Origin of the sequence: Nocardiopsis sp. NPDC058789 (assembly GCF_042745575.1) — a bacterium.
Classification (GTDB): Bacteria; Actinomycetota; Actinomycetes; order Streptosporangiales; family Streptosporangiaceae; genus Nocardiopsis; species Nocardiopsis eucommiae.
The window spans coordinates 274,772-296,293 of the sequence record NZ_JBHYOW010000003.1; the positions used below are offsets into that span (position 1 = coordinate 274,772).

Consider the following 21,522-nt stretch of genomic DNA (forward strand, 5'->3'; position numbering starts at 1 on the left):
CGGCGGCTCCGGGATCCCGGAGGTCGACCGGTGGGGCGCCGTACGGCGGGGGCGGGGGCGGAGACGGGGGGTCTGGCGTCCACGGGCGTCACTCTCCCCCGAACGCGGTGTCGAGGGCGCGCGCGGCCTCGTCGGTGGCCTGGTCCACGTCGGTGTTCCCGGCCGCCACCCGCTGCACCATGCCGGGCAGGATGCCCTCGGCGTCCACCGTGGCCCAGGCGCCGGTGACGGGAACGAACCGCGTCCCGGCGTCGATGGTCTCGACGAAGGGGCCGATCTCCTCGTCGGAGGAGGCCAGCTCCTCGCGGACGTCGGTGTAGGCGGGCAGGTTGCCCATCGCCTCGTACATCTTCAGCTGGTACTCCTTGCCCGCCAGGAGTTTCACGAACTCGACGGAGAGGGTGCGGCGCTCGGTACCGGCCAGCACGCCGAGGTTGTTGCCCCCGGCGAAGGCGGGGGCCACGGTGCCGGGTTCGGTTCCGGGAAGCGGGACGACGGCGGCGTTCTCGGCCACCTCGCTGTCGCGCAGCGCGTTGAGGTTGAAGTTGCCGCCGATGGTCATGGCGGCGTTCCCGGCGAGGAAGTTCTGCACGGAGGCGTCGCCGGTCAGCTGTGAGCAGGTCTGGGGCGGGCAGACGTCGTCGGACAGGATGCGTCCGTACAGCTCCAGGCCCCTGCGGGACTCGGCGGAGTCGATGGTGGCGGCGTAGGTGTCGCCACGGAGCTCCGCGATGTCGCCGCCGTGCGCCCACACGAACGGCATCATGGCGTAGGTGTAGGCGCCGCCAGCGGAGATCCCCAGCATCCCGGGGCGGGCCTCCCGGACGGCGCGGCCGGTCTCCACGACCTCCTCCAGCGTCCGGGGGACCTCCAGGTCGAGCTCCTCCAGCACGTCGGTGCGGTAGAAGAGGGCGCGGGCGCCGAGGAACCAGGGCACACCGTAGGAGGCGCCGTCCACCTGTGCGGTGGCGGCGACGTCGGCGGCGATGTCCTCGTGCGGCTCCCAGTCGGCGAGGTCCTCGGTAAGGTCCACGAACCCCGCCGACTCGACGTATCCCGCCAGGTCGGTGTTGCCGTACTCGGCGACGTCGGGGGCCGATCCGGGGTCGAGGAAGGCGCCCTGGAAGCGTTCGGCCCGGGTCTCCACGGGAATGTACTGGACCTGGACGTCGACCCCGTCGTGCGCGGCCTCGAACTCCGCGACGGCCGCGTCGACGACCCGTTCCTTCGGGGCCTGGTCGACCTCGGAGAAGAGCCAGACGCGCAGGGTGCCGTCCGGCTCGTCCACACCGGAGGCGGCCCCGGGGGTCTGGAGGGGCGCGCAGGCGGTGGTCAGGGCCGCGAGTCCGAGGAGCGCGCACAGGCGCGCGGGGGTAGTGAGTCGCATCGAAACTCCCCAGGTCGGAGGTAGGGAAAGCGGGAGCCGACCATCGGTGGGATGACTCTAGGGACGCGCTCGGACCAGGCAGAAGGGAGCGGGGACAAAGTTGTGCCCTGCACAACGCGGGATGCGCAGTGCAGGGCACGTGGTCGCGGAGCGGGCTCCCCTGAGGGGGTCGGGTTCACCGACCCAGACCGGACATCAGGTCCGCGAAGGGGGTGGGCTCGTCGTAGGGGTCGGTCCCCGTGGGCGCGCTGTCGGTGACGAGCAGCGCCAGCTGGCGGGCGGCCCGCGCGATGCGCTCGGACAGTTCCCGACCGCCGCCCTCGCCCGCGCCCCAGTCCTCGGAGGCGGCGTAGACGCCCGTGGGCACCACCACCGAGCGGGTGTAGGTGAACATGGGCCGCAGCGCGTGCTCCAGCACCAGGGAATGGCGCGGACTGCCCCCGGTGGCGGCCACCACGACCGGCTTGCCGTCCAGCGCCTCGGTGTCGACCACGTCGAAGAACGACTTGAACAGCCCGCTGTAGGAGGCGTTGAAGACCGGGGTCACCGCGATGATCCCGTCGGCCTCGGCCAGGTCCGCCAGGACCCCGGGCAGGTCGCCCGTGGGGACACGGGTGGTCATGGCGTTCATGATGTCGTGGGCCAGGTCGCGGAGCTCGACCACCCGGACCTCGACCTTCTCGTCGCGGTCGGTGAGGGCCTCCTCGGCGGCGGCGGTCAGCCGGTCCGCGAGCAGGCGGGTCGAGGAGGGGTTGCTGAGCCCGGCCGTGACGGTGACGAGCCTGCGGGTCATTCCTGGACCTCCGTGTTCGTGGTGGCGCGCTCCTTCGCGGCCAGGAGCGAGGCGTGGTTCGGGGCGTCGGGCACGTGGTCCGGCTTCTTCGCGGCGAACTCCCTGCGCAGCACCGGGACGACCTCCTCACCGAGGAGGTCCAGCTGCTCCAGGACGGTCTTGAGCGGCAGACCCGCGTGGTCCATCAGGAAGAGCTGGCGCTGGTAGTCACCGAAGGACTCCCTGAAGCCCAGGGTACGGTCGATGACCTCCTGGGGGCTGCCCACGGTGAGCGGGGTCTCCCGGGTGAACTCCTCCAGGGAGGGGCCACCGCCGTAGACCGGCGCGTTGTCGAAGTAGGGCCGGAACTCCCTGACCGCGTCCTGGGAGTTCCTCCGCATGAACACCTGGCCGCCGAGCCCGACGATCGCCTGCTCGGCCCTGCCGTGGCCGTAGTGCTCGAAGCGGCGCCGGTACAGGGAGATGAGCTTCTTGGTGTGGGTGGCGGGCCAGAAGATGTTGTTGTGGAAGAAGCCGTCGCCGTAGAAGGCGGCCTGTTCGGCGATCTCCGGTGAGCGGATGGAGCCGTGCCAGACGAACGGCGGCACGTCGTCGAGCGGGCGCGGGGTGGAGGTGAAGCCCTGCAGCGGGGTGCGGAACTTGCCCTCCCAGTTGACGACGTCCTCGCGCCAGAGCCGGTGCAGGAGGTTGTAGTTCTCCAGCGCCAGCGGGATGCCCTGGCGGATGTCCTGTCCGAACCACGGGTAGACCGGGCCGGTGTTGCCCCGGCCCATCATCAGGTCCACGCGCCCCTCGGCCAGGTGCTGGAGCATCGCGTAGTCCTCCGCGATCTTAACCGGGTCGTTGGTGGTGATGAGGGTGGTGGAGGTGGACAGGATGATCTTCTCGGTCCGCGCGGCGACGTAACCGAGCATGGTCGTGGGCGAGGAGGCCACGAAGGGCGGGTTGTGGTGCTCACCCGTGGCGAAGACGTCCAGCCCCACCTCCTCGGCCTTCAGCGCGATCCGCACCATCGCCTTGATCCGCTCGCCCTCGGTCGGCGTACGTCCCGTCGTGGGGTCGGTCGTCACGTCGCTGACCGAGAAGATTCCGAACTGCATGGCCGTTCCCCGATCCAAATAGCTTCCTAGGAAAATGCTTTCGATGAAACTATCATGCGGAACCCCGTCCGGGAGCCAGGTATTCCCGCCCGCGTACCGTGCGGGCGCGGGGTCGTGGCGCGCACCCCGCGCCACAGGGAACGCCCGTCAAGGGTCACTATGCCCCGGATTCCACCGAACCGAGCGGAACCGACACCATCCCGCTCCCCCGTCGACCCCGTCCCGAGCAGGAAGGGACCGCGCCGACTCGCTCCCACCGACAAGGTGCGCGTGGAACGCGACCCACTCCTCGGCGGGCACACACGGCTGCCAGGATCGTCCCGGCCACCCGTCGGGCGGAGTCGCGGCGGGACGCACCCGGCCTCCAGACGCCCGTGGGTGACGTGTCCCTCACCGCCGCGTGTCAGGCTCCACTTCCGGGCGGTCCGCGTCACGCGGTCCTGGTTCCCAGGGGACGTCAGCGGATGCGCGCGAACGGGCGCCGCGACCACTCCCCACCAGCCGGGATCCCCGACCAGGGCGCGTTCCTCGGCCCCGGCGGGGCGCACCGGGAGACGTCGTCCCGGACGTGATCGCCCCCCATCCCGGACCCGAATCGGGGGAGCTTAGGACGCCCGTGCCCGAGTCCGCACCCGCTTTTTACCGGCCGGACCGAAAATCGGTCCACTGGCCGGGAACACCTATGCTCAGAGAAGCGTTCTCACAGGTGAAGCACCCCAGACCGACCCCGACCCCAACACACCCACCGAGTCTGTGCGAAGCTTCTGAGATCACCTCAAGACCATGCGCGGTTGTACGCGTTCGTGTCGGCAATGGGGGTTTCTGACACGAAACCATCGCTACAACCGCCTTCCCAGCGGCCAGACCGCACCTAGTGCGCAGGCCGCGCGGTCGGGTCCCACGTTGGGGGACGTGGGACCCGGCCAGGCTTCAGGGGGCGCGCCTCAGGGCGCGCCCCCTTTCTCTGTGCCGGACCAGCTGGATCAGGCCCGTTCGTGGAAGTCGATCAGGGTCACGGGGCCGAAGTCGACCTCCGAAAGCCTGTTGAGAGGATCGCTGTCGTCCCGTGACAGCACAGCGGACTCCTGACACGGCCCGTACTCGTAGGAGGGAGCGGGGTAGCTCTCCGGCCTGACGTACTCGTTCCAGTAGATGCCGCAGGTCATCGAGTCATCGTACTGCCAGATGCCGCTCCTGGTGCCTCGGGAACCGTGCAGCATCTCCGACCGGTCCGGGCTCAGACTCGAATCCTCCCTCAGCTCCGCCAGGTCCATCGCGTCGTCGCAGTCCACGCCCCAACCGCTGGCCTGGACGTCCCACACCTTCGCCGCGTCCCACTCGTCGGCCCATTCCGGCAGACCCACCGAACCGCAGACGGGGGCGTGCACCACTTCCCAGCCGAAGCCGTCGTTCTCGGCCGCCCACACCTGCGGGTCCTCCATCGGGGTGTCGACGTCCACGTCCTGGAAGTCGAACCGCACGTCCCAACGGTCCGAGCCGTACTCGGCCCACACAGGTGCGCCCTCCGCGTCGAGTTCGGTTCTTCCGATCGCGTCCTCCTCCACGAGTTCCCCTTCGACCAAGAGCGGAAGAACGGTGGCTCCCTCGTAGACCCGGTCCTCACCCTTCACCGCCTCGGCGCCACCCGTGTCGGCGAGAGCCCTGAGCCCTGCGGTGACCAGTGTGGCGGCCACGGAGTCAGGACTCACATCGGAGCCGAGTCCGTGTGGCTCCGCCGATGGCCGCCACAGGCCGTGGTCCCCCTCCTCACCGAAGGAGAGGCTCACCCCTTCGGACGTCACCGACAGCTGCTGCGGTGAGTCCTCCCACAGCCCGGGCGCCGCCTCGCGAGGTGCGTACACGTACAGCTCGCCCTGGTGGCTGGCGACCGCCGTCGTGTCGGGTCCCATCGCCGCGCCCCGGATGAGGAAGCTCTGGTCCGCCGCCGAGTACAGGTACTCCTCCTCGGCACGGCTCTCCTCCAGCACGGCCTCCACCGGCTGACCCGTCTCCTCCTCGACCCGCTCCGCGTGCGCCCGGGTGTAGCTCCGGGTCACCCGCGCGGTGAACCCCGGACCCTCCTCCAACAGGCTCGCGGCGGCCGCGACCCTCTCCGAAGGACCGCCGACCACCTGCTCGTAGACGACGTAGCCGCCCGCGGCCACCGCGGCCACCGCGAGCACACCCGCGGCCGCGAGGCCCGCCTTGGAGGTGGCGACCGCGCTCAACAGCCCGCCGGTGGTACCGCTGCCAGCCGAGGCGGAGGCCGTGGCCGTTCCCGCACCCACGGAACCCCCCGCTCCCGTTCCCGCCCCCGCCGCGCCGGTTCCCGCCGAGCCGCCCGTGCCCAGCGCGCCCCCACCCACGACGCTCGCGCCCAGACCGGCCGCGGAGACGGCGCCCAGCGCCGCCGCCCAGCGTCCGGGGTCGTGTCCGGCGTCGTCCACCCCACGCCAGTAGTCGCGGAGCATACGGCGCAGGCCGTCAGTGACCGCGCCCCCGCCGGTACGGCCGTCCGGCTCCGCCTCGGGCAGCAGCGCCCGGACCAGTTCCTCCGAGGTCGGCCTCCGCAGCGGGTCCACCGACAGCGCGGCCTCGACCAGGCCCCGCAGTTCCTCCGGCACACCCGTGACGTCGTACTCACCCTGACGGACGCGCCGTGCCAGTTCCCCGGCGTCGCCGGTCCCGAACGGGGCACGCCGGCTTGCGGCCAGCGTGACCAGCCCGCCCCAGGCGAACACGTCGGCGGCCGGATCCGCGCTCACCCCGGTGTAGCGTTCGGGCGCGCTCCAACCCGGTGTTCCATAGGAGGCCGAGGCGTCCGTGGTCCTGTCCGTGCCGATGTCGACCGCGATGCCGAAGTCCACGATCTTCGGTCCGCCCGGAGACAGGATCACGTTGCCCGGCTTGATGTCACGGTGCGCGATCCCCGCCGCGTGGAGGGCGGCCAGACCCTCCGCCGTGCCCAGCGCGAAGGTGCGCAGCATGTCGCCCTCCAGTGGCCCGAACGCGCGCACGTGGCGGCGCAGGTCCCGCCCCGCCACGTAGTCGAAGGCCAACCAGGGGACCGTCGCCTCGGTGTCGGCGGCGTGCAGCCGGGCCGTGCTGATCCCGTCCGCCCGCCCCAGCATCTCGACCTCCCGGGCGAAGGCCTCCCGGAACCGGGGCCGCCCGGCGAAGTCGGCGTGCACGGTCTTGACCGCCACGCACACCCCCTGGCCGTCCAGGGCTCCGAAGACCGCGCCCATCCCTCCGGCGCCGATCCTCCCCACCACCCGGTAGGGGCCGATCGTGGCCGGGTCGCCCGCCTCCAGCGGCGAGAGTCCGTGCGGCGGGGGGACGGTGTCAGGGGTGGGGGACATCGGGGCCCTTCAGACAGGGGTGGGGGAACTGCGTGCGGTCACTCTGATGCGTCCGTGACACGCGGGGTTCGCGGGTCGACGGCTCCCACAGACGGTACGATGCGCCTGCGCGGGAGGGGGCACGATGGCGACTGGCGGACGACCGACGATGGCGGACGTCGCGGCGCACCTCGGCGTCTCCCGGCAGCTGGTCTCGTTGGTCCTGGCCGACCGGCCCGGTCCGAGCGCGGCCACCCGTGAACGCGTGCTGCGCGCCGCCGAGGAGCTCGGCTACCGTGCCGACACCGCGGCGCAGCTGCTGCGCCGTGCCCGCAGCCGCCAGGTGGGGGTGCTGTTCACCATGGAGCACCCGATGGACGCCGACCTCGTCGAGGCGCTGTACCCGGAGGCGGCCCGGCTCGGCTACGGCGTGGCCCTGAGCGCGATGCTCGCCAACCGCACCGAACGGCAGGCGATCGACGAGCTCGTGGGGCTGCGCTGTGAGGCGCTGGTCCTGATCGGGATGTCGGCACAGGCACCGGAGGACCTGGCCAGGGTGGCCGAACGCGTGCCGGTGGTGGAGATCGGCCAGCGCACCAACGCGGCCGGGACCGACAGCGTGCGCACCGACGCCGTGTCCGGGGTGCGGCGGGCCGTCGACCACCTGGTCGCCCTCGGTCACCGGCGGATCGCGCACGTGTTCGGCGGAGACCTGCCGAGCGCCCCGGAACGCCGGACCGGCTACCTGGAGGGGATGCGCGCGCACGGGCTGGGGACGTACGTGGACCTGGTCCCGGGCGCCTACACCGAGGAGGCGGGGGCCCGAGCGGCCTCGGTGCTCCTGGACCGGTCCGAGCTGCCCACGGCCGTCGTGTGCTGCAACGACCAGTCGGCGCGCGGCCTCATGGAGACCCTGATCCGCGCGGGCCGTTCCGTCCCGGGCGAGGTGTCCGTGGTGGGGTACGACGACAGCCGGGCCGCCCGCCTGTCGTTCCTGAGCCTGACCTCGGTCCGCCAGGACGTGACCCGCATCGCGGAACTGACTCTCGGGGCGGTCGCGGAGCGCCTGGAGGAGGGACGCACGGAGAGCACGCACGTGCTGCTCCCGACCACGCTCACCGTGCGGGAGAGCACCGCTCCCCCTCGGACCTGAGCCCCACGCGAGGCAGATCACGTACCGGGCCGTTGGAATTTCTCCGGAGCGGGTGTCATTGTTGATTTAGCACGTGCCAAATCATCACGTCCCCTCCCCACCGGGCGACCGGTTCCCCGTCGCCGCACCACTCCATGCCGCGAGGTCCGTCCCGGCCCGTGCGCACGCCGTCCACCCTCCGGAAGGGGGCACCGCCATGCCTCTGGCCATCCTCGCCCTGGCCCTCGGGGCCTTCGCCATCGGCACCACCGAGTTCGTGATCATGGGTCTGCTTCCCGAGGTCGCCACCGACCTCGACGTGCCCATCTCCACCGCCGGATACCTGATCTCCGCGTACGCGCTCGGCGTGGTGATCGGGGCTCCCCTGCTCACCGCCCTGGGCACTCGCCTGCCGCGCAAGACCATGCTGCTCGTCTTCATGGGTGTGTTCCTCGTCGGCAACCTGGCCACCGTCCTGACCAGTTCCTACGGCGCCGTGTTCGCCTCCCGCGTCCTCGCGGGACTGCCCCACGGCGCGTACCTGGGCCTGGCCGCGCTGGTCGCGGCGCACCTGGCCGGCCCGGCCCGCCGAGCGACGGCCGTGGCGCGCGTGATGCTCGGCCTGACCGTCGCCAACATCGTCGGGGTCCCGGCCGGAACCCTGCTCGGGCAGCTCCTCGGCTGGCGGGTGGCGTTCCTCGTGGTGGTCGCCCTGTCCGCACTGACCATCCTCGGAGTGGCCCGCTTCGTGCCGCACACCCCGGCCTCCCGCGTGGGCGGCCTGCGCGGCGAGCTCTCGGCCCTGCGCCACCCGCAGGTGGTCCTCGGGCTGACCACGGCGGTCTTCGGCTTCGCCGGGGTGTTCGCCGTCTACAGCTACATCTCACCGATGATGACCGAGCTGGCGGGCATGCCCAGCGCGGGGGTCCCGATCGTCCTGGCGCTGTTCGGCGTCGGCATGACCCTGGGATCGCTGGTGGTGGGTCCGATCGCGGACCGGTGGCTGCGTCCGACCATCTACGTCTCCCTCGCCTCGCTGGCCGGGGTCCTGGCACTGTTCACGCTGACCGTGCACAACCCCTGGACCGCGGCCGTGACCGTCGTGGTGCTCGGCGCCGTCGGCTTCGGCGTGACCGCGCCGCTGCAGGTCCTGGTGATGAGCAAGGCCGAGGCGGCGCCCACCATCGCCTCCGCCACCAACCACTCGGCGTTCAACCTCGCCAACGCCGGTGGCGCCTGGCTGGGCGGCCTGGGCATCGGCATGGGGCTGGGGTACGTGTCCCCCGCCGTGATCGGCGTGGTCCTCGCCCTGGTCGGGCTCGGCATCGCCGTGACGGCCGGACTGGTGGACCGCGAGGGCCCGGGCGCCGCCCCGACCCCCGAGCACCGGGACCGAGCGGCCGGGGCGGACGCCGAGCCCGTGTCCCACGGCTGACCCCACGCCGATCGAGCGCCCGTACCCCCAGGGGGTGCGGGCGCTCGGTCGTGGAACGACGGAGTGGGCTCGGGGGGTTGACTTCATGGATTGTTAACGCCAACAATGTTGGCCAGCTCACACTGATGGCCCCAGGTCTCGGAAAACCGAGCCTGGGAGGAACCATGCAGCACGCGCAGCCGCGAAGGGACCCCCCGTTGCCCACGAATGTTAACGCCCACAATTCTGACGCGGACGTCGGGGAGGGCCGCGCGGCGCCCGACTCCGTGGTGCTCGGAATCGACTTCGGGACCCTCTCCGGCCGTGCCGTCGTGGTCCGCGTCAGCGACGGGGCCGAACTGGGCACGGCCGAGCACGTCTACCGGCGCGGGGTGATCACGGACCACCTGCCCGGCGACGACCGCCCCCTCGAACCGGAGACCGCCCTCCAGGACCCCGACGACTACCGCGAGGTCCTCAGGCGCGCCGTCCCCGCCGCCCTGCGGGAGGCCGGGGTCGCGCCCGAGCGGGTCGTCGGCGTCGGCACCGACTTCACCTCCTGCACCGTGCTGCCGGTGACCGCCGACGGCACCCCGCTGTGCGAACTGGCCGACCTGGCCGACCGCCCACACGCCTGGCCCAAGCTGTGGCGGCACCACGCCGCCCAGCCCGAGGCCGACGAGATCAACGCCCTGGCCGCCGAACGCGGCGAGTCGTGGCTGCCCCGGTACGGCGGAAGGATCTCCTCGGAGTGGCAGTTCGCCAAGGCCCTCCAGGTGCTGCGCGACGATCCCGGGGTCTACGAACGCACCGCGCGCTGGATCGAGGGCGCCGACTGGATCGTCTGGGAACTGTGCGGCCGCGAGACCCGCAACGTGTCCAGCGCCGGTTACAAGGGCATCCACCAGGACGGCGCGTGGCCCTCCCGGGACTTCCTCGCCGCCCTGGACCCGCGTTTCACCGACTTCGTCAGCGAACGGCTCGACCACCCGCTCTCCCAGCTGGGCGGGCGCGCGGGCGGGCTCACGGCCCGCGCCGCCGCCTGGACCGGGCTGCGGGAGGGCACCCCCGTCGCCGTCGGCAACATCGACGCGCACGTCACGGCGGCCACCGCCCGGACCACCGGCCCCGGTCGGATGCTCGCCATCATGGGCACCAGCACCTGCCACGTGATGAACTCCGAGGTGCTGGCCGAGGTGCCGGGGATGTGCGGCATGACCCTGGGCGGGATCACGCCGGGCATGTGGGGCTACGAGGCCGGGCAGAGCGGCGTGGGCGACATCTTCGGCTGGTTCGTCGACACCCACGTTCCCCCCGCGTACCACGAGGAGGCCGCCTCCGAGGGGGTCTCCGTCCACGAACTGCTCTCCGACAGGGCGTCCCACCAGGCCGTGGGCGAACACGGCCTGGTGGCCCTGGACTGGCACAGCGGAAACCGCTCGGTCCTGGTCGACCACTCCCTGTCCGGGGTGCTGGTGGGCATGACGCTGGCCACCCGGCCCGAGGACGTCTACCGGGCCCTGGTGGAGGCCACCGCCTTCGGCACCCGCACCATCGTCGAGGCCTTCACCGGTGCCGGGATCCCGGTGCACGACTTCACTGTGGGCGGCGGGATGGTCCGCAACCCCTTCGTCCTCCAGGTCTACGCGGACGTGCTGAACAGGCCCCTGCACGTGGTGGACACCGAGCACAGCTGCGCGGTGGGGGCCGCGATCCACGCGGCGGTCGCGGCCGGGGCCCACCCGGACGTCCACGCGGCCTCCCAGGTGATGGGGCGGGTCCGCGCGGACACCGTCGACCCCGACCCGGATCGGGCCGCCGCCTACGACGCGCTCTTCGCGATCTACTCCGAACTCCACGACCACTTCGGCCGGGGCGGCAGCGACAGCCTGCGTCGGCTGCGCGCCCTGCGCGGCGCCGCGTTCACCACCGGCTCCACCCCCGAAGGGAAGCGATGACCCCCACCGACCCGCTCCGCACCGACACACGGCAGCAGCTGGACCGGCACCGCACGGAGGTCGAACGCCTCCGACTGAGGGTCTGCGAGCTCCACGCGGAGCTGCCCCGCTGGAACCTGGTCACGTGGACCAGCGGCAACGTCTCGGCCCGCGTCCCCGGTACCGACCTGATGGTGATCAAGCCCAGCGGCGTCTCCTACGACGACCTGCGGCCCCGGGACGTCGTCGTGTGCGACCTGCACGGGCGGCTGGTCGAGGGGGACCACAACCCCTCCAGCGACACCGACGCCCACGCCCACGTCTACCGTGCCCGGCCCGACGTCGGCGGGGTCGTGCACACCCACAGCCCCTACGCCACCGCCTGGGCCGCCCGGGGGGAGGCCATCCCCTGCGCGGTCACCGCCATGGCGGACGAGTTCGGCGGCGACATCCCGGTGGGCCCGTTCGCGCTCATCGGGGACGACTCCATCGGCCGGGGGATCGTCGCGACCCTGGAGGGCCACCGCTCCCCCGCCGTCCTCATGCGCGGCCACGGCGTGTTCACCGTCGGCGCCTCCGCGAAGGCGGCGGTCAAGGCCGCGGTCATGTGCGAGGACGTGGCCCGCACCATCCACATCGCCCGCCAGGGCGGCCCCGTCGAACGCCTGCCCCAGGCCGACATCGACGCCCTCCACCACCGCTACCAGAACGCCTACGGACAGTAAGGAAGCCCCGTGCCCCCACCCACGCCCCCCGCGAGCAGCAACCCGGCGGTGCGCACGCGCCGCCCCCGGATCGGGCTCCTCGGCGTCATGCAGCCGCTCTACGACGCCATGATCCCCGGCATCACGGAGCACCAGGCCGCCTACGCCCGACGGCTCACCGAGAGCCTCTCCGACGTGGCCGAGTGGACCCTCGCCCCACCGGTCCGTGGCCGGGAGGACGCAGAGGCGGCGATCCGTGACTTCGAGGGCCGGGACCTGGACGGGGTCCTCGTCGTCATGCTCACCTACGGCCCCTCCCTCCGTGTGACACGGGCCCTGACCGGGACCCGACTCCCCCTCGCCCTCGCCAACACCCAGCCCGACCCCGCCGTCAGCGCCTCCTGGGACATGGCCGACATGACCTACAACCAGGGGATCCACGGGGCCCAGGACACCGCCAACGCACTGGTCCGGGCCGGGGTCGACTTCGAGGTCGTCACCGGTGACTGGCACAGCCCCGACTTCGCGGAGCGGGTGGACCGCTGGGCCCGGGCCGCGCACACCGTCAGCGCACTGCGGCGGCTGCGCGTGGGCGTGTTCGGCTACCCGATGAACGGTATGGGCGACGCCCGGGTGGACGAGACCGCCCTGCTGCGCGCACTCGGCCCCGAGGTGCACGTGATCGCCCCCGGCACCCTGCACCGCACCATGGCCGACCTGCCCGAACAGGCCGTCAACGACCTCCTCTCGTGGGAGGACGAGGTGTTCGACGTCGACGTCCGTCTGTCCCGGGAGGAACGCGAGGACCACGCCCGCATGCAGCTGGGCATCGAACACCTCCTGGAGGAGTCGGGGTGCGGTGCCTATTCCACCCACTTCGACGCCATCGGTGAGGACGGCCGTTTCGCCCGCCTCCCCATGGCGGCCGCCTCCACCCTCATGGCCCAGGGCTACGGGTTCGCCGGGGAGGGCGACGTCCTGGCGGCCGCCATCGTCCACGCCGGGCACCGGCTGGCGGGGGACGGCCACTTCACCGAGATGTACGCGATGGACTTCCCCAGCGACTCCATCCTGATGAGCCACATGGGCGAGGGGAACTGGCGGCTGGCCCGCGAGGACGAGCCCACCCGGATGATCAAACGGCCGCTGGGCATCGGGGGCCTGGCCGATCCGCCGACCATCCTGTTCCGGTACCGGCCCGGGCCCGCCACCCTGGCCTCCCTGGTCTCGTTGGGCGGCGAGCGCTTCCGCCTGGTGGTGGCCGAGGGCGAGGTTCTGGACTCCCCCGAACTACCCGCCCTGGAGATGCCCTACGGACAGTTCCGCCCCGCGTCGGGTGTCCGGGGATGCATGGACGCCTGGCTGCGCGCGGGCGGCACCCACCACATGGTCATGAACGCCGGTCGGATCGCCCAGGACTGGAAGGTCCTGTGCGAGCTGGCCGGGATCGAGTACGTCCAGGTCTGAGACGGCCCGGGCCCCGCAGCGGACCGGCGCCCCCGCGCCGGCCCTCCCCCTCACGACACTCCCCAGGAAAGCAGGACCGATGTCACGACCACCACTCCTACCCCTCGCCGCGACCCTCGTCGGCGCGACCCTGGCCCTGACCGCCTGCGACGGGGTCGGTGACGCCGCCCGCCCCCAGGGTGAGAACGGGGTCATCGGCATCGCCATGCCCACCCAGTCGTCCGAACGCTGGGTCAACGACGGCGCCAACATGGTCGCCGAGTTCGAGGAGCGCGGCTACGGCACCGACCTCCAGTACGCCGAGGACGTCGTCCAGGACCAGATCTCCCAGATCGAGAACATGATCACGCGCGGAGTGGACCTCCTGGTGATCGCGTCCATCGACGGTGAGGCCCTGGGCGACGTGATCGACACGGCCGCCGACAACGACATCCCGGTGATCGCCTACGACCGGCTCATCATGGGCAGCGAGAACGTGGACTACTACGCCACCTTCGACAACTTCGAGGTCGGTGTGCTCCAGGGCCAGTACATCGTCGACTCGCTGGACCTGGAGAACGAGGACGGTCCGTTCGACATCGAACTGTTCGGCGGCTCCCCCGACGACAACAACGCCTACTTCTTCAACGACGGCGCCATGTCGGTGCTCCAGCCGCACATCGACGACGGCACCCTGGAGGTGCGCAGCGGGCAGACCTCCATGGAGCAGATCGCCACGCCGCGCTGGGACGGCGCCGTCGCCCAGTCGCGGATGGACAACCTGCTCAGCGCCAACTACTCCGAGGAGGAGGTGGACGCGGTCCTGTCACCCTTCGACGGCATCAGCCTCGGGGTGATCGAGTCCCTGCGGGCGGTGGGCTACGGCTCCGACTCCCGCCCGCTGCCGATCGTCACCGGCCAGGACGCCGACCTGTCCTCGGTGCGGTCCATCATCGCCGGGGAGCAGACCCAGACCGTCTTCAAGGACACGCGCGCGCTGGCCACCCAGACCGTCGACATGTCCGAGGCGATCCTGGCGGGCGACGAGGTGCCGGTCAACGACACCGACACCTACGACAACGGCGTCAGGGTCGTCCCCTCGTTCCTGCTGGAGCCGGTCTCGGTGGACCTGGACAACTACCACGAGGTGCTGGTCGAGAGCGGCTACTACGAGGAGACCGACCTCGAATGAGTGCCCCGAACCCCGCGTCTCCGCTGCTGCGCATGCGGGACATCCGTAAGGAGTTCCCCGGCGTACGGGCCCTGGACGGAGTCGCGCTGGACGTGGCCCACGGAAGCATCCACGCCCTCATGGGCGAGAACGGTGCGGGCAAGTCCACTCTGATGAAGGTGCTCAGCGGCGTGCACCCGGCCGGTTCCTTCACCGGGCTGGTGGAGGTGGACGGCGAACCCCGCGCCTTCTCCGACGTCGCCGCCAGCGAGCGGGCCGGGATCGCCATCATCCACCAGGAACTCGCCCTCGTCCCCCAGCTGTCCCTCAGCGAGAACGTGCTCCTGGGCCACGAGGAGACCCGGTACGGCGTCATCGACTGGGGCGCCACCCACGCCCGGGCGCGCGAACTGCTGCTGCGGGTCGGGCTGGACGAGAACCCCGCCACCGCCGTCTCCGCGCTGAGCATCGGTGCCCAGCAGATGGTGGAGATCGCCAAGGCGCTGGCCAAGGACGTCCGGCTGCTCATCCTCGACGAGCCGACCTCGGCGCTCAACGAGGCCGAGAGCGACCGCCTGCTGGACCTGCTCCTGGACCTGCGTGAGCAGGGGGTGGCGTGCGTCCTCATCTCGCACAAGCTCGGTGAGGTGATGCGGGTGAGCGACGAGGTCACCATCCTGCGCGACGGCCGCACGGTGGAGACCCTCGCCGTGGAACGCGACGACCGGGGCGGGGCCTCGATCGACGAGGACCGCGTCATCCGGGGGATGGTCGGCCGGGACCTGGACCAGCGCTACCCCGACCCCGACGGGGAGATCGGCCCGGTCCGCTTCGAGGTGCGCGACTGGACCGTGGACCACCCCACCCAGGCGGGTCGGCGCATGGTCGAGGGCGTGGACCTGACCCTGCGCCGGGGCGAGGTCGTGGGCCTGGCCGGACTCATGGGGGCGGGGCGCACCGAGTTCGCGATGAGCCTGTTCGGGCGCTCCTACGGCCGCTACGTCCGGGGCGGCCTGTTCCGCGACGGCGCCGAGCTGCGAGTGAACGACGTGGCCGCCGCCATCGCCGCGGGCGTCGCCTACGTGCCGGAGGACCGCAAGTCGCTGGGCCTGGTCCTGGACGACGACATCCGCCACAACACCACCCTGGCCGCCCTGGACCGGGTCTCCACCCGAGGCGTCCTCGACCCGGGCCTGGAGACGGTGGAGGCCAGGCGCATGAGCGAGCGCATGCGGGTGCGCAGCCACGGGATCGACCAGACCGTGCGCACGCTCAGCGGCGGGAACCAGCAGAAGGTCGTGCTGGGCAAGTGGATGTTCACCCGGCCCGAACTGCTGATCCTGGACGAACCCACCCGCGGCATCGACGTGGGCGCGAAGTACGAGATCTACCTGATCGTGCGCCGACTGGCGGCCGAGGGGGCCTGCGTCCTCCTCATCTCCTCCGAGCTGCCGGAGATCCTCGGCATGAGCGACCGCGTCTACGCCATGTGCGAGGGGCGCGTCACCGGCCAGGTCGCGGCGGCCGACGCCGACCAGGAAACCCTGATGAGACTCATGACCCGAACCGGGGACCCGACGTGAAACTCCCGACCCGATCCCTGCTGCGGGGCAACACCCGCCAGTACGGCATGGCCATCGCCCTGGTGGCCGTCATCATCCTCTTCCAGGTCCTCACCGGGGGCCTGCTGCTCACCCCGCTGAACATCACCAACCTGATCATGCAGAACTCCTACATCCTGATCCTCGCGATCGGGATGATGCTGGTGATCATCACCGGCCACATCGACCTCTCCGTGGGTTCGGTGGTGGCCTTCACCGGCGCGATGTCCGCGATCATGCTCACCTCCTGGGGGCTGCCGACCCCCGTGGTGGTCCCGATCGCGCTGCTGCTGGGAGCGGCCATCGGTGCCTGGCAGGGCTTCTGGGTCGCCTACGTGGGCGTGCCCGCGTTCATCGTGACCCTGGCCGGGATGCTGATCTTCCGGGGCGCCACCCTCGCGGCGCTGGGCGGGGAGTCCATCGCCCCGCTCCCGCAGTCGCTGCGGGTCATCGCCAGCGGATTCCTGCCCGGACAGTCGGACGGGCTCCACCTGCCCACCCTGGCCCTCGGAGCGGCCGGAGCGGCGGCCATCGTGTGGGTCCAGTGGCGTTCGCGGGCCCGCTCCCGCGCCCGCGACCTGCCGGTGCCTCCCACGGCGGTGACGGCCGCGAGCTCCGTGGTGGTGTCCGCCGCCATCGTCGCGTTCACCTACGCGCTGGCCGGGCACAACGGTCTGCCGCTCGTCGGTGTGCTGCTCATCGCGCTCATCGGCGGCTACGCGTTCGTGATGCGCTCCACCACCATGGGACGGCGCGTGTACGCCGTGGGCGGCAGCGAGCGGGCCGCCGCGCTGTCGGGGATCCGCACCAGGAGGGTCACGTTCTGGGTGTTCGTGAACATGGGAGTGCTCTCGGCGCTGGCCGGGCTCATCTTCACCGCCCGGCTGAACGCCGCCACCCCCGGCGCGGGCACCATGTTCGAGCTGGACGCCATCGCGGCGGCCTTCATCGGCGGCGCCTCGGCGTCCGGCGGGGTGGGCAGTGTGATCGGAGCGGTCATCGGCGCCCTGTTCATGGGCGTGCTCAACAACGGCATGTCGCTGATCGGCCTCGGTGTGGACTGGCAGCAGTTCATCAAGGGCCTGGTCCTGCTGCTGGCGGTGGCCTTCGACATCTACAACAAGAAGCGGGTGGGCGGTTCCGCGCCGATCCTTCCGGGGCTGACTAGGCGCTCTCCCGCTCGACGAGAGTCGGGGTGACGATGCGGCGCTCGGCCCGCTGCTCGCCGGAGATCCCGGAGAGCAGCAGGCTGAGCGCCTCGGCGGCCACAGTGTCGAAGTCGGGGCGCACGGTGGTCAGGGGCGGGATGAAGTAGCCCGCCTCGGGGACGTCGTCGAACCCGACCACGCTGACGTCCCCGGGAACGGAGCGGCCGCGTTCCGACATGGCGCGCAGGATTCCGAGGGCCAGGTGGTCGTTGGCGGCGAAGACCGCCGTGACCTCGGGCATGCGGGCGAGCATCAGTCCCGCGCGGTAGCCCGAGGCGGCGCTCCAGTCGGCGGGGCTGACCGGGGGGACCTCGACGCCCGCCTCCTCCAGGGTCTGCCGCCAGCCCCGTTGGCGTCCGGCGGCGTCGAACCAGTCCTCGGGACCGGAGACGTGCCAGACCGTCTCGTGCCCCGCGTCCAACAGGTGCCGCGTGGCCAGTCGGGCCCCGGCCTCCTGGTCGACGGTGACCAGGGCGGCCCCGGCGCGCTCGGGATCGCCGTCGACCGTCACCAGGGGCACGTCGGTCGGGACCTCCGTCAGGGCCGCGTCGGCGGCGGCGGTGGGGGCTATCACCACGATTCCCGCGGCCCGCTGCTCACGGTGGTGTTCCACGGCCGCGGTGATGGAGCCCCGGTCCAGGACCCGGACCCGGCGCACGCTCACCACGAAGCCCTGGGCGGCGGCGGCCAGTTCGAAGGCGGCCAGCAACGAGGACGGGCCGAAGAGCGTGGAGTTCTGCGCCACGACACCGATGAGCTGTGACCTGCCGGTCGCCAGTGTGCGGGCCGCGCGGTTGGGGCGGTACCCGAGCTGTTCGATGGCGGCGCGCACCCGCAGCCTGGTCTGTTCGCGCACGTTGGGGTGCCCGTTGAGCACGCGGGAGACGGTCTGGTGGGACACCCCCGCGAGCCGGGCGACGTCCGTCATCGCGGGGTCGCGGTTGGTCCGGGTGGAGGAGGAGGTGTGGTCCACCCATGACTCCTTGGCTGCTGCTATCGGGGGCTGAGTTGGCGCTAACATATCCCACTCACCCCAAAGGTTCAATGTTCCGGGGCCCTGCGAGGACCCTCCAGCACTCAACTTGTTAGCGCTCACGGAACACCGCGGTGCGCTCCGGCGAGGCGCTCGGGCCGGATCTGGGGCCGGGGATCGCTGGGACCCGGGCAGGGTGGTCACCTGAACGGTGCCGCGATCGGCGCTCCGGGCAGAGCACAAAGAGCACCGGGACCGGTTCGTCGCGGGGCTCGCCGGGCACCATTCCCTCAAGGTGACCGAGTACGTACGACCGGTTCCCGCCCCTGACCCGTGGAAGCCACGAGTAGCCCAGCCCCCGCAGCCCCCAGCCCCGACCGCCGATCGGTCGGTGTCCGCCACGTCCAGGAGGAGGCCCTACGTGGCCCGACCCAGCAAGTACGTCTCCCGGTCCGACCTGGGATGGGGGACGTCCCCAGCCGCGTCCGCCGATCCCCGGTCCGGTCTGGTCGTCCACTACGACAGCAGCAACCAGAACCTCGCCAACCGGGACCACTCCGCCTGTCTCACCTACTGGCGCAACACCCGCGCGTTCCACACCGGCCCCTCGCGTGGCTGGGTGGACATCGGCTACAGCTGGCTGGCCTGTGCCCACGGCTACGTCATCGACGGGCGCGGTCCCCGCCGTGAGCAGGCCGCGCAGCCCGGCGGGAACCGGACGCACTACAGCGTGACCCTGGCGACCGGTCCCACCGACACCATCACGGATGCTCAGATCAACGCGGTCCGCGAGCTGCGCCGGTGGCTCGCGGACGACTACTCCAACGCGGGCACCGTGCTCGGGCACCGCGACTTCATCGCCACCTCGTGCCCCGGCGACCGGGCGTACTCCATGGTGCGCGACGGCACGTTCACCCAGGCCCCCGGGCCCATCACAGGAGGAGAAGGTTCGTTGCTCGGACTCAAGGAAGGCGACGGCCTGCTGCCCGGCGCCCCGGTCGAAGGCGTCAAGGCCGTCCAGCGACTGATCGTGGCCGCCGGATTCGGCTCGACCCTCGACCCGGACGGCGTCGACGGTCGATGGGGCCCGGCCACCTCGGAGGGTCTTCTCCAGGCCCGCCGGTACGTCGGGTCGGGTGTCAGCTCGATCAAGAGCATGACCGGCGAGTCCTACGCACAACTGATCCGGGCGTGTGCCCGCCGGGAAGCGGAGCGCGCGGTCAGTGGATTGGGCGCCCCGGTCGACGGCGACCACGGGAGCTGATCCCCTCCCCGGAAGTGTCGTGACCATGCCCGAAGCACCGGGGTTCAGGCTCCAATGACGACCCGGGACCCCGATCCCGGGGCCTGCGCCCCCTGCCCGCAGGGTTCACCTGTCTCTGGCTCCGCCGCCTGACGTTCCCGCGAACGTGTTCGTCGGCCCATCCCCGCGTGCGCGGGGCTCACTGCGCGCGTCGAGGCCGGAGCGCCCCCGTGGATCGGTCCATCCCCGCGTGCGCGGGGCTCACACCCCCGCCTCGTCCGCGCTCGGGCCCCCGACCGGTCCATCCCCGCGTGCGCGGGGCTCACGGCCTGCAGCTGCGGTTGGGTGGCCACCAGCCCGGTCCATCCCCGCGTGCGCGGGGCTCACACGGACTGACCCCGTAAGAGGTGCCCTCCCGTCGGTCCATCCCCGCGTGCGCGGGGCTCACGCTTGACGACCTGCGACAACGCGGGCCGTTATCTCCGCTTGACCTTCGTGGCCGCACTTCGTCCTCATGATGGCAGACGCCGGGATCCCGGCCTCCCCGGACCTCAACTCCTCTGCGGCAGACTCCGGCTGCGGCCACGGAACTCCGCGACGACCTCGTCACCCCGGCGGACGGTGACGTCGTACACGCCGCTGCGCCCGAACCGGACCCTCTCCTCGGCGGTCGCCACCAGCAGGTCCCCCTCCTTGGTGGGGGCCACGAAGGTCACGTCCGCGCCGGAGGCCACGGTGACGTCGCCGCCGTCCAGGTTGCACGCGCAGGCGAAGGCCGTGTCAGCGAGCGCGAACACGAACCCGCCGTGGGTGATGTCGTAGCCGTTGAGCATCAGGGGCCCCACGACCATCTCCACCACGGCGAACCCGTCGCGGGCCTCGACCAGGCGCATCCCGAGCCCCTTGGAGGCCCGGTCGGCCTCGAACATCCGCCACGCGGTCTCGTTGCGCCCCTCGGACGCGGTGCCGCTCACGAGTCGAAGTCCACGGTCAGGGTGTCGGTCTGCGGCAGGGACTGGCAGGCCAGCGCGTACCCGGCCTCGACCTCGGCGGGGGTGAGCGCGTAGTTGCGGCGCATCCTCACCTCACCGTCACAGACCCTGACCCGGCAGGTCCCGCACACGCCGCCCTTGCAGGCGAACGGCAGGTCCGGGCGGTAGCGCTGCGCGGAGTCCAGCACCGGCACGCCCTGGGGCAGGGTGAGCGTGGTGGTCCGTCCGTCCAGGACGACGGTGACCTCGCTGGCCGGTCCCTCGACCCCGGGGTCCTCGTGGCGGGCCTGGGGCGGGGGTTCGGCCCCTTCCACGAAGAACAGCTCCTGGTGGACGCGCTCGCCCTCGACTCCGTGGCGCGCCAGCACCTCCTGGGCGTCGGTGACCATTCCGTAGGGACCGCACAGCCACCAGTGGTCGACCGCGTCGGCCGCGATGATGGTGGACAGCAGCGCCTCCAGCTTCGCGCCGTCGAGGCGGCCGGTGAACAGCTCCGACTCGCGGGGTTCACGGGAGAGCACGTGGACCAGCTCGAAGCGGGGCCCGAACGAGTCCTTGAGGTCGGCGATCTCGTCGGCGAACATCACCGTGTCACTGCGGCGGTTGCCGTACAGGAGGGTGACGTGGGAACCGGTCCGGCGCAGCAGCGACGCGGCCATGGACAGGACCGGGGTGATCCCCGAACCGGCGGCCACGAGCACGTGGCGGGCGGTCTGGGTGAGGTCGGGGCTGAACCTCCCGGTGGGAACGCCCACCTCGATCTCCTGGCCCGGCTCCACCTCGCGGACCAGCCAGTTGGAGAAGAGCCCTCCGGAGACCAGGCGCACACCCACGCGGGGTGCCTCTCCCACGGGGGCGCAGATGGAGTAGCTGCGCCTCTCCTCCACGCCGTCGACCTCGCGACGCAGGGTCAACGACTGGCCCGGCGCGAAGGCGAACTCCTCGACGAGGTGGTCGGGGACGTCGAAGGTGACCGCGACGGCGTCGTCGCACAGGCGCTCGACGTCGGCCACGCGCAGCCGGTGGAACGCGGCGCGACCGCGAAGCGGCGCCCCGGCGGTGGTGACGGGTGTGGACACG

At 71.7% G+C, this 21,522-nt stretch carries 16 protein-coding genes and 1 CRISPR repeat array; of the genes, 9 read left to right on the forward strand and 7 right to left on the reverse strand.

The genetic code is table 11. The annotated features are described in order from the left end of the window. Nucleotides 1-88 precede the first annotated feature (88 nt). From ACFW3L_RS05435 to ACFW3L_RS05450, 4 genes are all read right to left on the reverse strand, one after another. Nucleotides 89-1,387, reverse strand: coding sequence for an extracellular solute-binding protein (locus ACFW3L_RS05435; protein ID WP_378736663.1), 1,299 nt, complete (start codon nt 1,385-1,387; stop codon nt 89-91). 175 nt (nt 1,388-1,562) lie between these two features. After that, nucleotides 1,563-2,180, reverse strand: coding sequence for an FMN reductase (locus tag ACFW3L_RS05440; RefSeq protein ID WP_378736665.1), 618 nt, complete (start codon nt 2,178-2,180; stop codon nt 1,563-1,565). Next, nucleotides 2,177-3,280, reverse strand: a complete 1,104-nt coding sequence (locus ACFW3L_RS05445) for an LLM class flavin-dependent oxidoreductase (RefSeq protein WP_378736667.1) — start codon at nt 3,278-3,280, stop codon at nt 2,177-2,179. The genes ACFW3L_RS05440 and ACFW3L_RS05445 overlap by 4 nt, the downstream gene beginning before the upstream one ends. A gap of 983 nt (nt 3,281-4,263) precedes the next feature. After that, a complete protein-coding gene (locus ACFW3L_RS05450) occupies nt 4,264-6,642 on the reverse strand; it encodes a protein kinase (protein WP_378736669.1) in 2,379 nt (792 codons plus the stop codon). A gap of 148 nt (nt 6,643-6,790) precedes the next feature. Here ACFW3L_RS05450 and ACFW3L_RS05455 point away from each other — a divergent pair, with 148 nt between their 5' ends. The 8 genes from ACFW3L_RS05455 to mmsB all read left to right on the forward strand — a co-directional run bounded on the left by ACFW3L_RS05455 (nt 6,791) and on the right by mmsB (nt 17,225). Then, nucleotides 6,791-7,774 (forward strand): LacI family DNA-binding transcriptional regulator, encoded by a 984-nt coding sequence (locus ACFW3L_RS05455; protein ID WP_378736945.1) that lies wholly within the window; start codon nt 6,791-6,793, stop codon nt 7,772-7,774. Between the two features lie 196 nt (nt 7,775-7,970). Further along, a complete protein-coding gene (locus ACFW3L_RS05460; RefSeq protein ID WP_378736671.1) occupies nt 7,971-9,188 on the forward strand; it encodes an MFS transporter in 1,218 nt (405 codons plus the stop codon). 266 nt (nt 9,189-9,454) lie between these two features. Beyond that, a complete protein-coding gene (gene araB, locus ACFW3L_RS05465) occupies nt 9,455-11,125 on the forward strand; it encodes a ribulokinase (protein ID WP_378736947.1) in 1,671 nt (556 codons plus the stop codon). Next, the gene (locus ACFW3L_RS05470; protein WP_378736673.1) at nt 11,122-11,829 is read left to right on the forward strand and encodes an L-ribulose-5-phosphate 4-epimerase; all 708 of its coding nucleotides are present in this window, start codon (nt 11,122-11,124) and stop codon (nt 11,827-11,829) included. Before araB ends, ACFW3L_RS05470 begins: the two co-directional genes overlap by 4 nt. A gap of 9 nt (nt 11,830-11,838) precedes the next feature. After that, nucleotides 11,839-13,275, forward strand: a complete 1,437-nt coding sequence (locus tag ACFW3L_RS05475; protein WP_378736675.1) for an L-fucose/L-arabinose isomerase family protein — start codon at nt 11,839-11,841, stop codon at nt 13,273-13,275. A 79-nt stretch (nt 13,276-13,354) separates the two neighbouring features. Then, on the forward strand, nt 13,355-14,446 hold the full coding sequence (gene chvE / locus ACFW3L_RS05480; protein WP_378736677.1) for a multiple monosaccharide ABC transporter substrate-binding protein: 1,092 nt from the start codon (nt 13,355-13,357) through the stop codon (nt 14,444-14,446). Beyond that, the gene (locus ACFW3L_RS05485) at nt 14,443-16,008 is read left to right on the forward strand and encodes an ATP-binding cassette domain-containing protein (protein WP_378736679.1); all 1,566 of its coding nucleotides are present in this window, start codon (nt 14,443-14,445) and stop codon (nt 16,006-16,008) included. Before chvE ends, ACFW3L_RS05485 begins: the two co-directional genes overlap by 4 nt. Nucleotides 16,009-16,055: 47 nt before the next feature. Further along, nucleotides 16,056-17,225, forward strand: a complete 1,170-nt coding sequence (gene mmsB, locus ACFW3L_RS05490) for a multiple monosaccharide ABC transporter permease (RefSeq protein ID WP_378736949.1) — start codon at nt 16,056-16,058, stop codon at nt 17,223-17,225. Here mmsB and ACFW3L_RS05495 read toward each other — a convergent pair. After that, the gene (locus tag ACFW3L_RS05495; protein WP_378736681.1) at nt 17,191-18,207 is read right to left on the reverse strand and encodes a LacI family DNA-binding transcriptional regulator; all 1,017 of its coding nucleotides are present in this window, start codon (nt 18,205-18,207) and stop codon (nt 17,191-17,193) included. The genes mmsB and ACFW3L_RS05495 overlap by 35 nt on opposite strands. 421 nt (nt 18,208-18,628) lie before the next feature. Between ACFW3L_RS05495 and ACFW3L_RS05500 the strand changes: the two genes are divergently transcribed. Beyond that, on the forward strand, nt 18,629-19,471 hold the full coding sequence (locus tag ACFW3L_RS05500) for a peptidoglycan recognition family protein (protein WP_378736683.1): 843 nt from the start codon (nt 18,629-18,631) through the stop codon (nt 19,469-19,471). A gap of 153 nt (nt 19,472-19,624) precedes the next feature. Continuing rightward, nucleotides 19,625-19,898: a CRISPR direct-repeat array (repeat unit 29 nt; unit sequence CGGTCCATCCCCGCGTGCGCGGGGCTCAC). Nucleotides 19,899-20,001: 103 nt separating this feature from the next. On the opposite strand, the gene paaI is transcribed toward ACFW3L_RS05500, so the two are convergent. Continuing rightward, the gene (paaI, locus tag ACFW3L_RS05505; protein WP_378736951.1) at nt 20,002-20,379 is read right to left on the reverse strand and encodes a hydroxyphenylacetyl-CoA thioesterase PaaI; all 378 of its coding nucleotides are present in this window, start codon (nt 20,377-20,379) and stop codon (nt 20,002-20,004) included. Nucleotides 20,380-20,420: 41 nt separating this feature from the next. Then, entirely contained in the window at nt 20,421-21,521 is a 1,101-nt protein-coding gene (gene paaE, locus ACFW3L_RS05510) for a 1,2-phenylacetyl-CoA epoxidase subunit PaaE (protein WP_378736685.1), read from the reverse strand. Nucleotide 21,522: the final 1 nt, after the last annotated feature.

What these genes read in the sequence shown, in the direction of transcription:
- ACFW3L_RS05435 (WP_378736663.1), bottom strand. Translation starts at nt 1,387, where the DNA reads ATGCGACTCACTACCCCCGCGCGCCTGTGCGCGCTCCTCGGACTCGCG.
- ACFW3L_RS05440 (WP_378736665.1), bottom strand. Translation starts at nt 2,180, where the DNA reads ATGACCCGCAGGCTCGTCACCGTCACGGCCGGGCTCAGCAACCCCTCC.
- ACFW3L_RS05445 (WP_378736667.1), bottom strand. Translation starts at nt 3,280, where the DNA reads ATGCAGTTCGGAATCTTCTCGGTCAGCGACGTGACGACCGACCCCACG.
- ACFW3L_RS05450 (WP_378736669.1), bottom strand. Translation starts at nt 6,642, where the DNA reads ATGTCCCCCACCCCTGACACCGTCCCCCCGCCGCACGGACTCTCGCCG.
- ACFW3L_RS05455 (WP_378736945.1), top strand. Translation starts at nt 6,791, where the DNA reads ATGGCGGACGTCGCGGCGCACCTCGGCGTCTCCCGGCAGCTGGTCTCG.
- ACFW3L_RS05460 (WP_378736671.1), top strand. Translation starts at nt 7,971, where the DNA reads ATGCCTCTGGCCATCCTCGCCCTGGCCCTCGGGGCCTTCGCCATCGGC.
- ACFW3L_RS05470 (WP_378736673.1), top strand. Translation starts at nt 11,122, where the DNA reads ATGACCCCCACCGACCCGCTCCGCACCGACACACGGCAGCAGCTGGAC.
- chvE (WP_378736677.1), top strand. Translation starts at nt 13,355, where the DNA reads ATGTCACGACCACCACTCCTACCCCTCGCCGCGACCCTCGTCGGCGCG.
- ACFW3L_RS05485 (WP_378736679.1), top strand. Translation starts at nt 14,443, where the DNA reads ATGAGTGCCCCGAACCCCGCGTCTCCGCTGCTGCGCATGCGGGACATC.
- mmsB (WP_378736949.1), top strand. Translation starts at nt 16,056, where the DNA reads ATGGCCATCGCCCTGGTGGCCGTCATCATCCTCTTCCAGGTCCTCACC.
- paaI (WP_378736951.1), bottom strand. Translation starts at nt 20,379, where the DNA reads ATGTTCGAGGCCGACCGGGCCTCCAAGGGGCTCGGGATGCGCCTGGTC.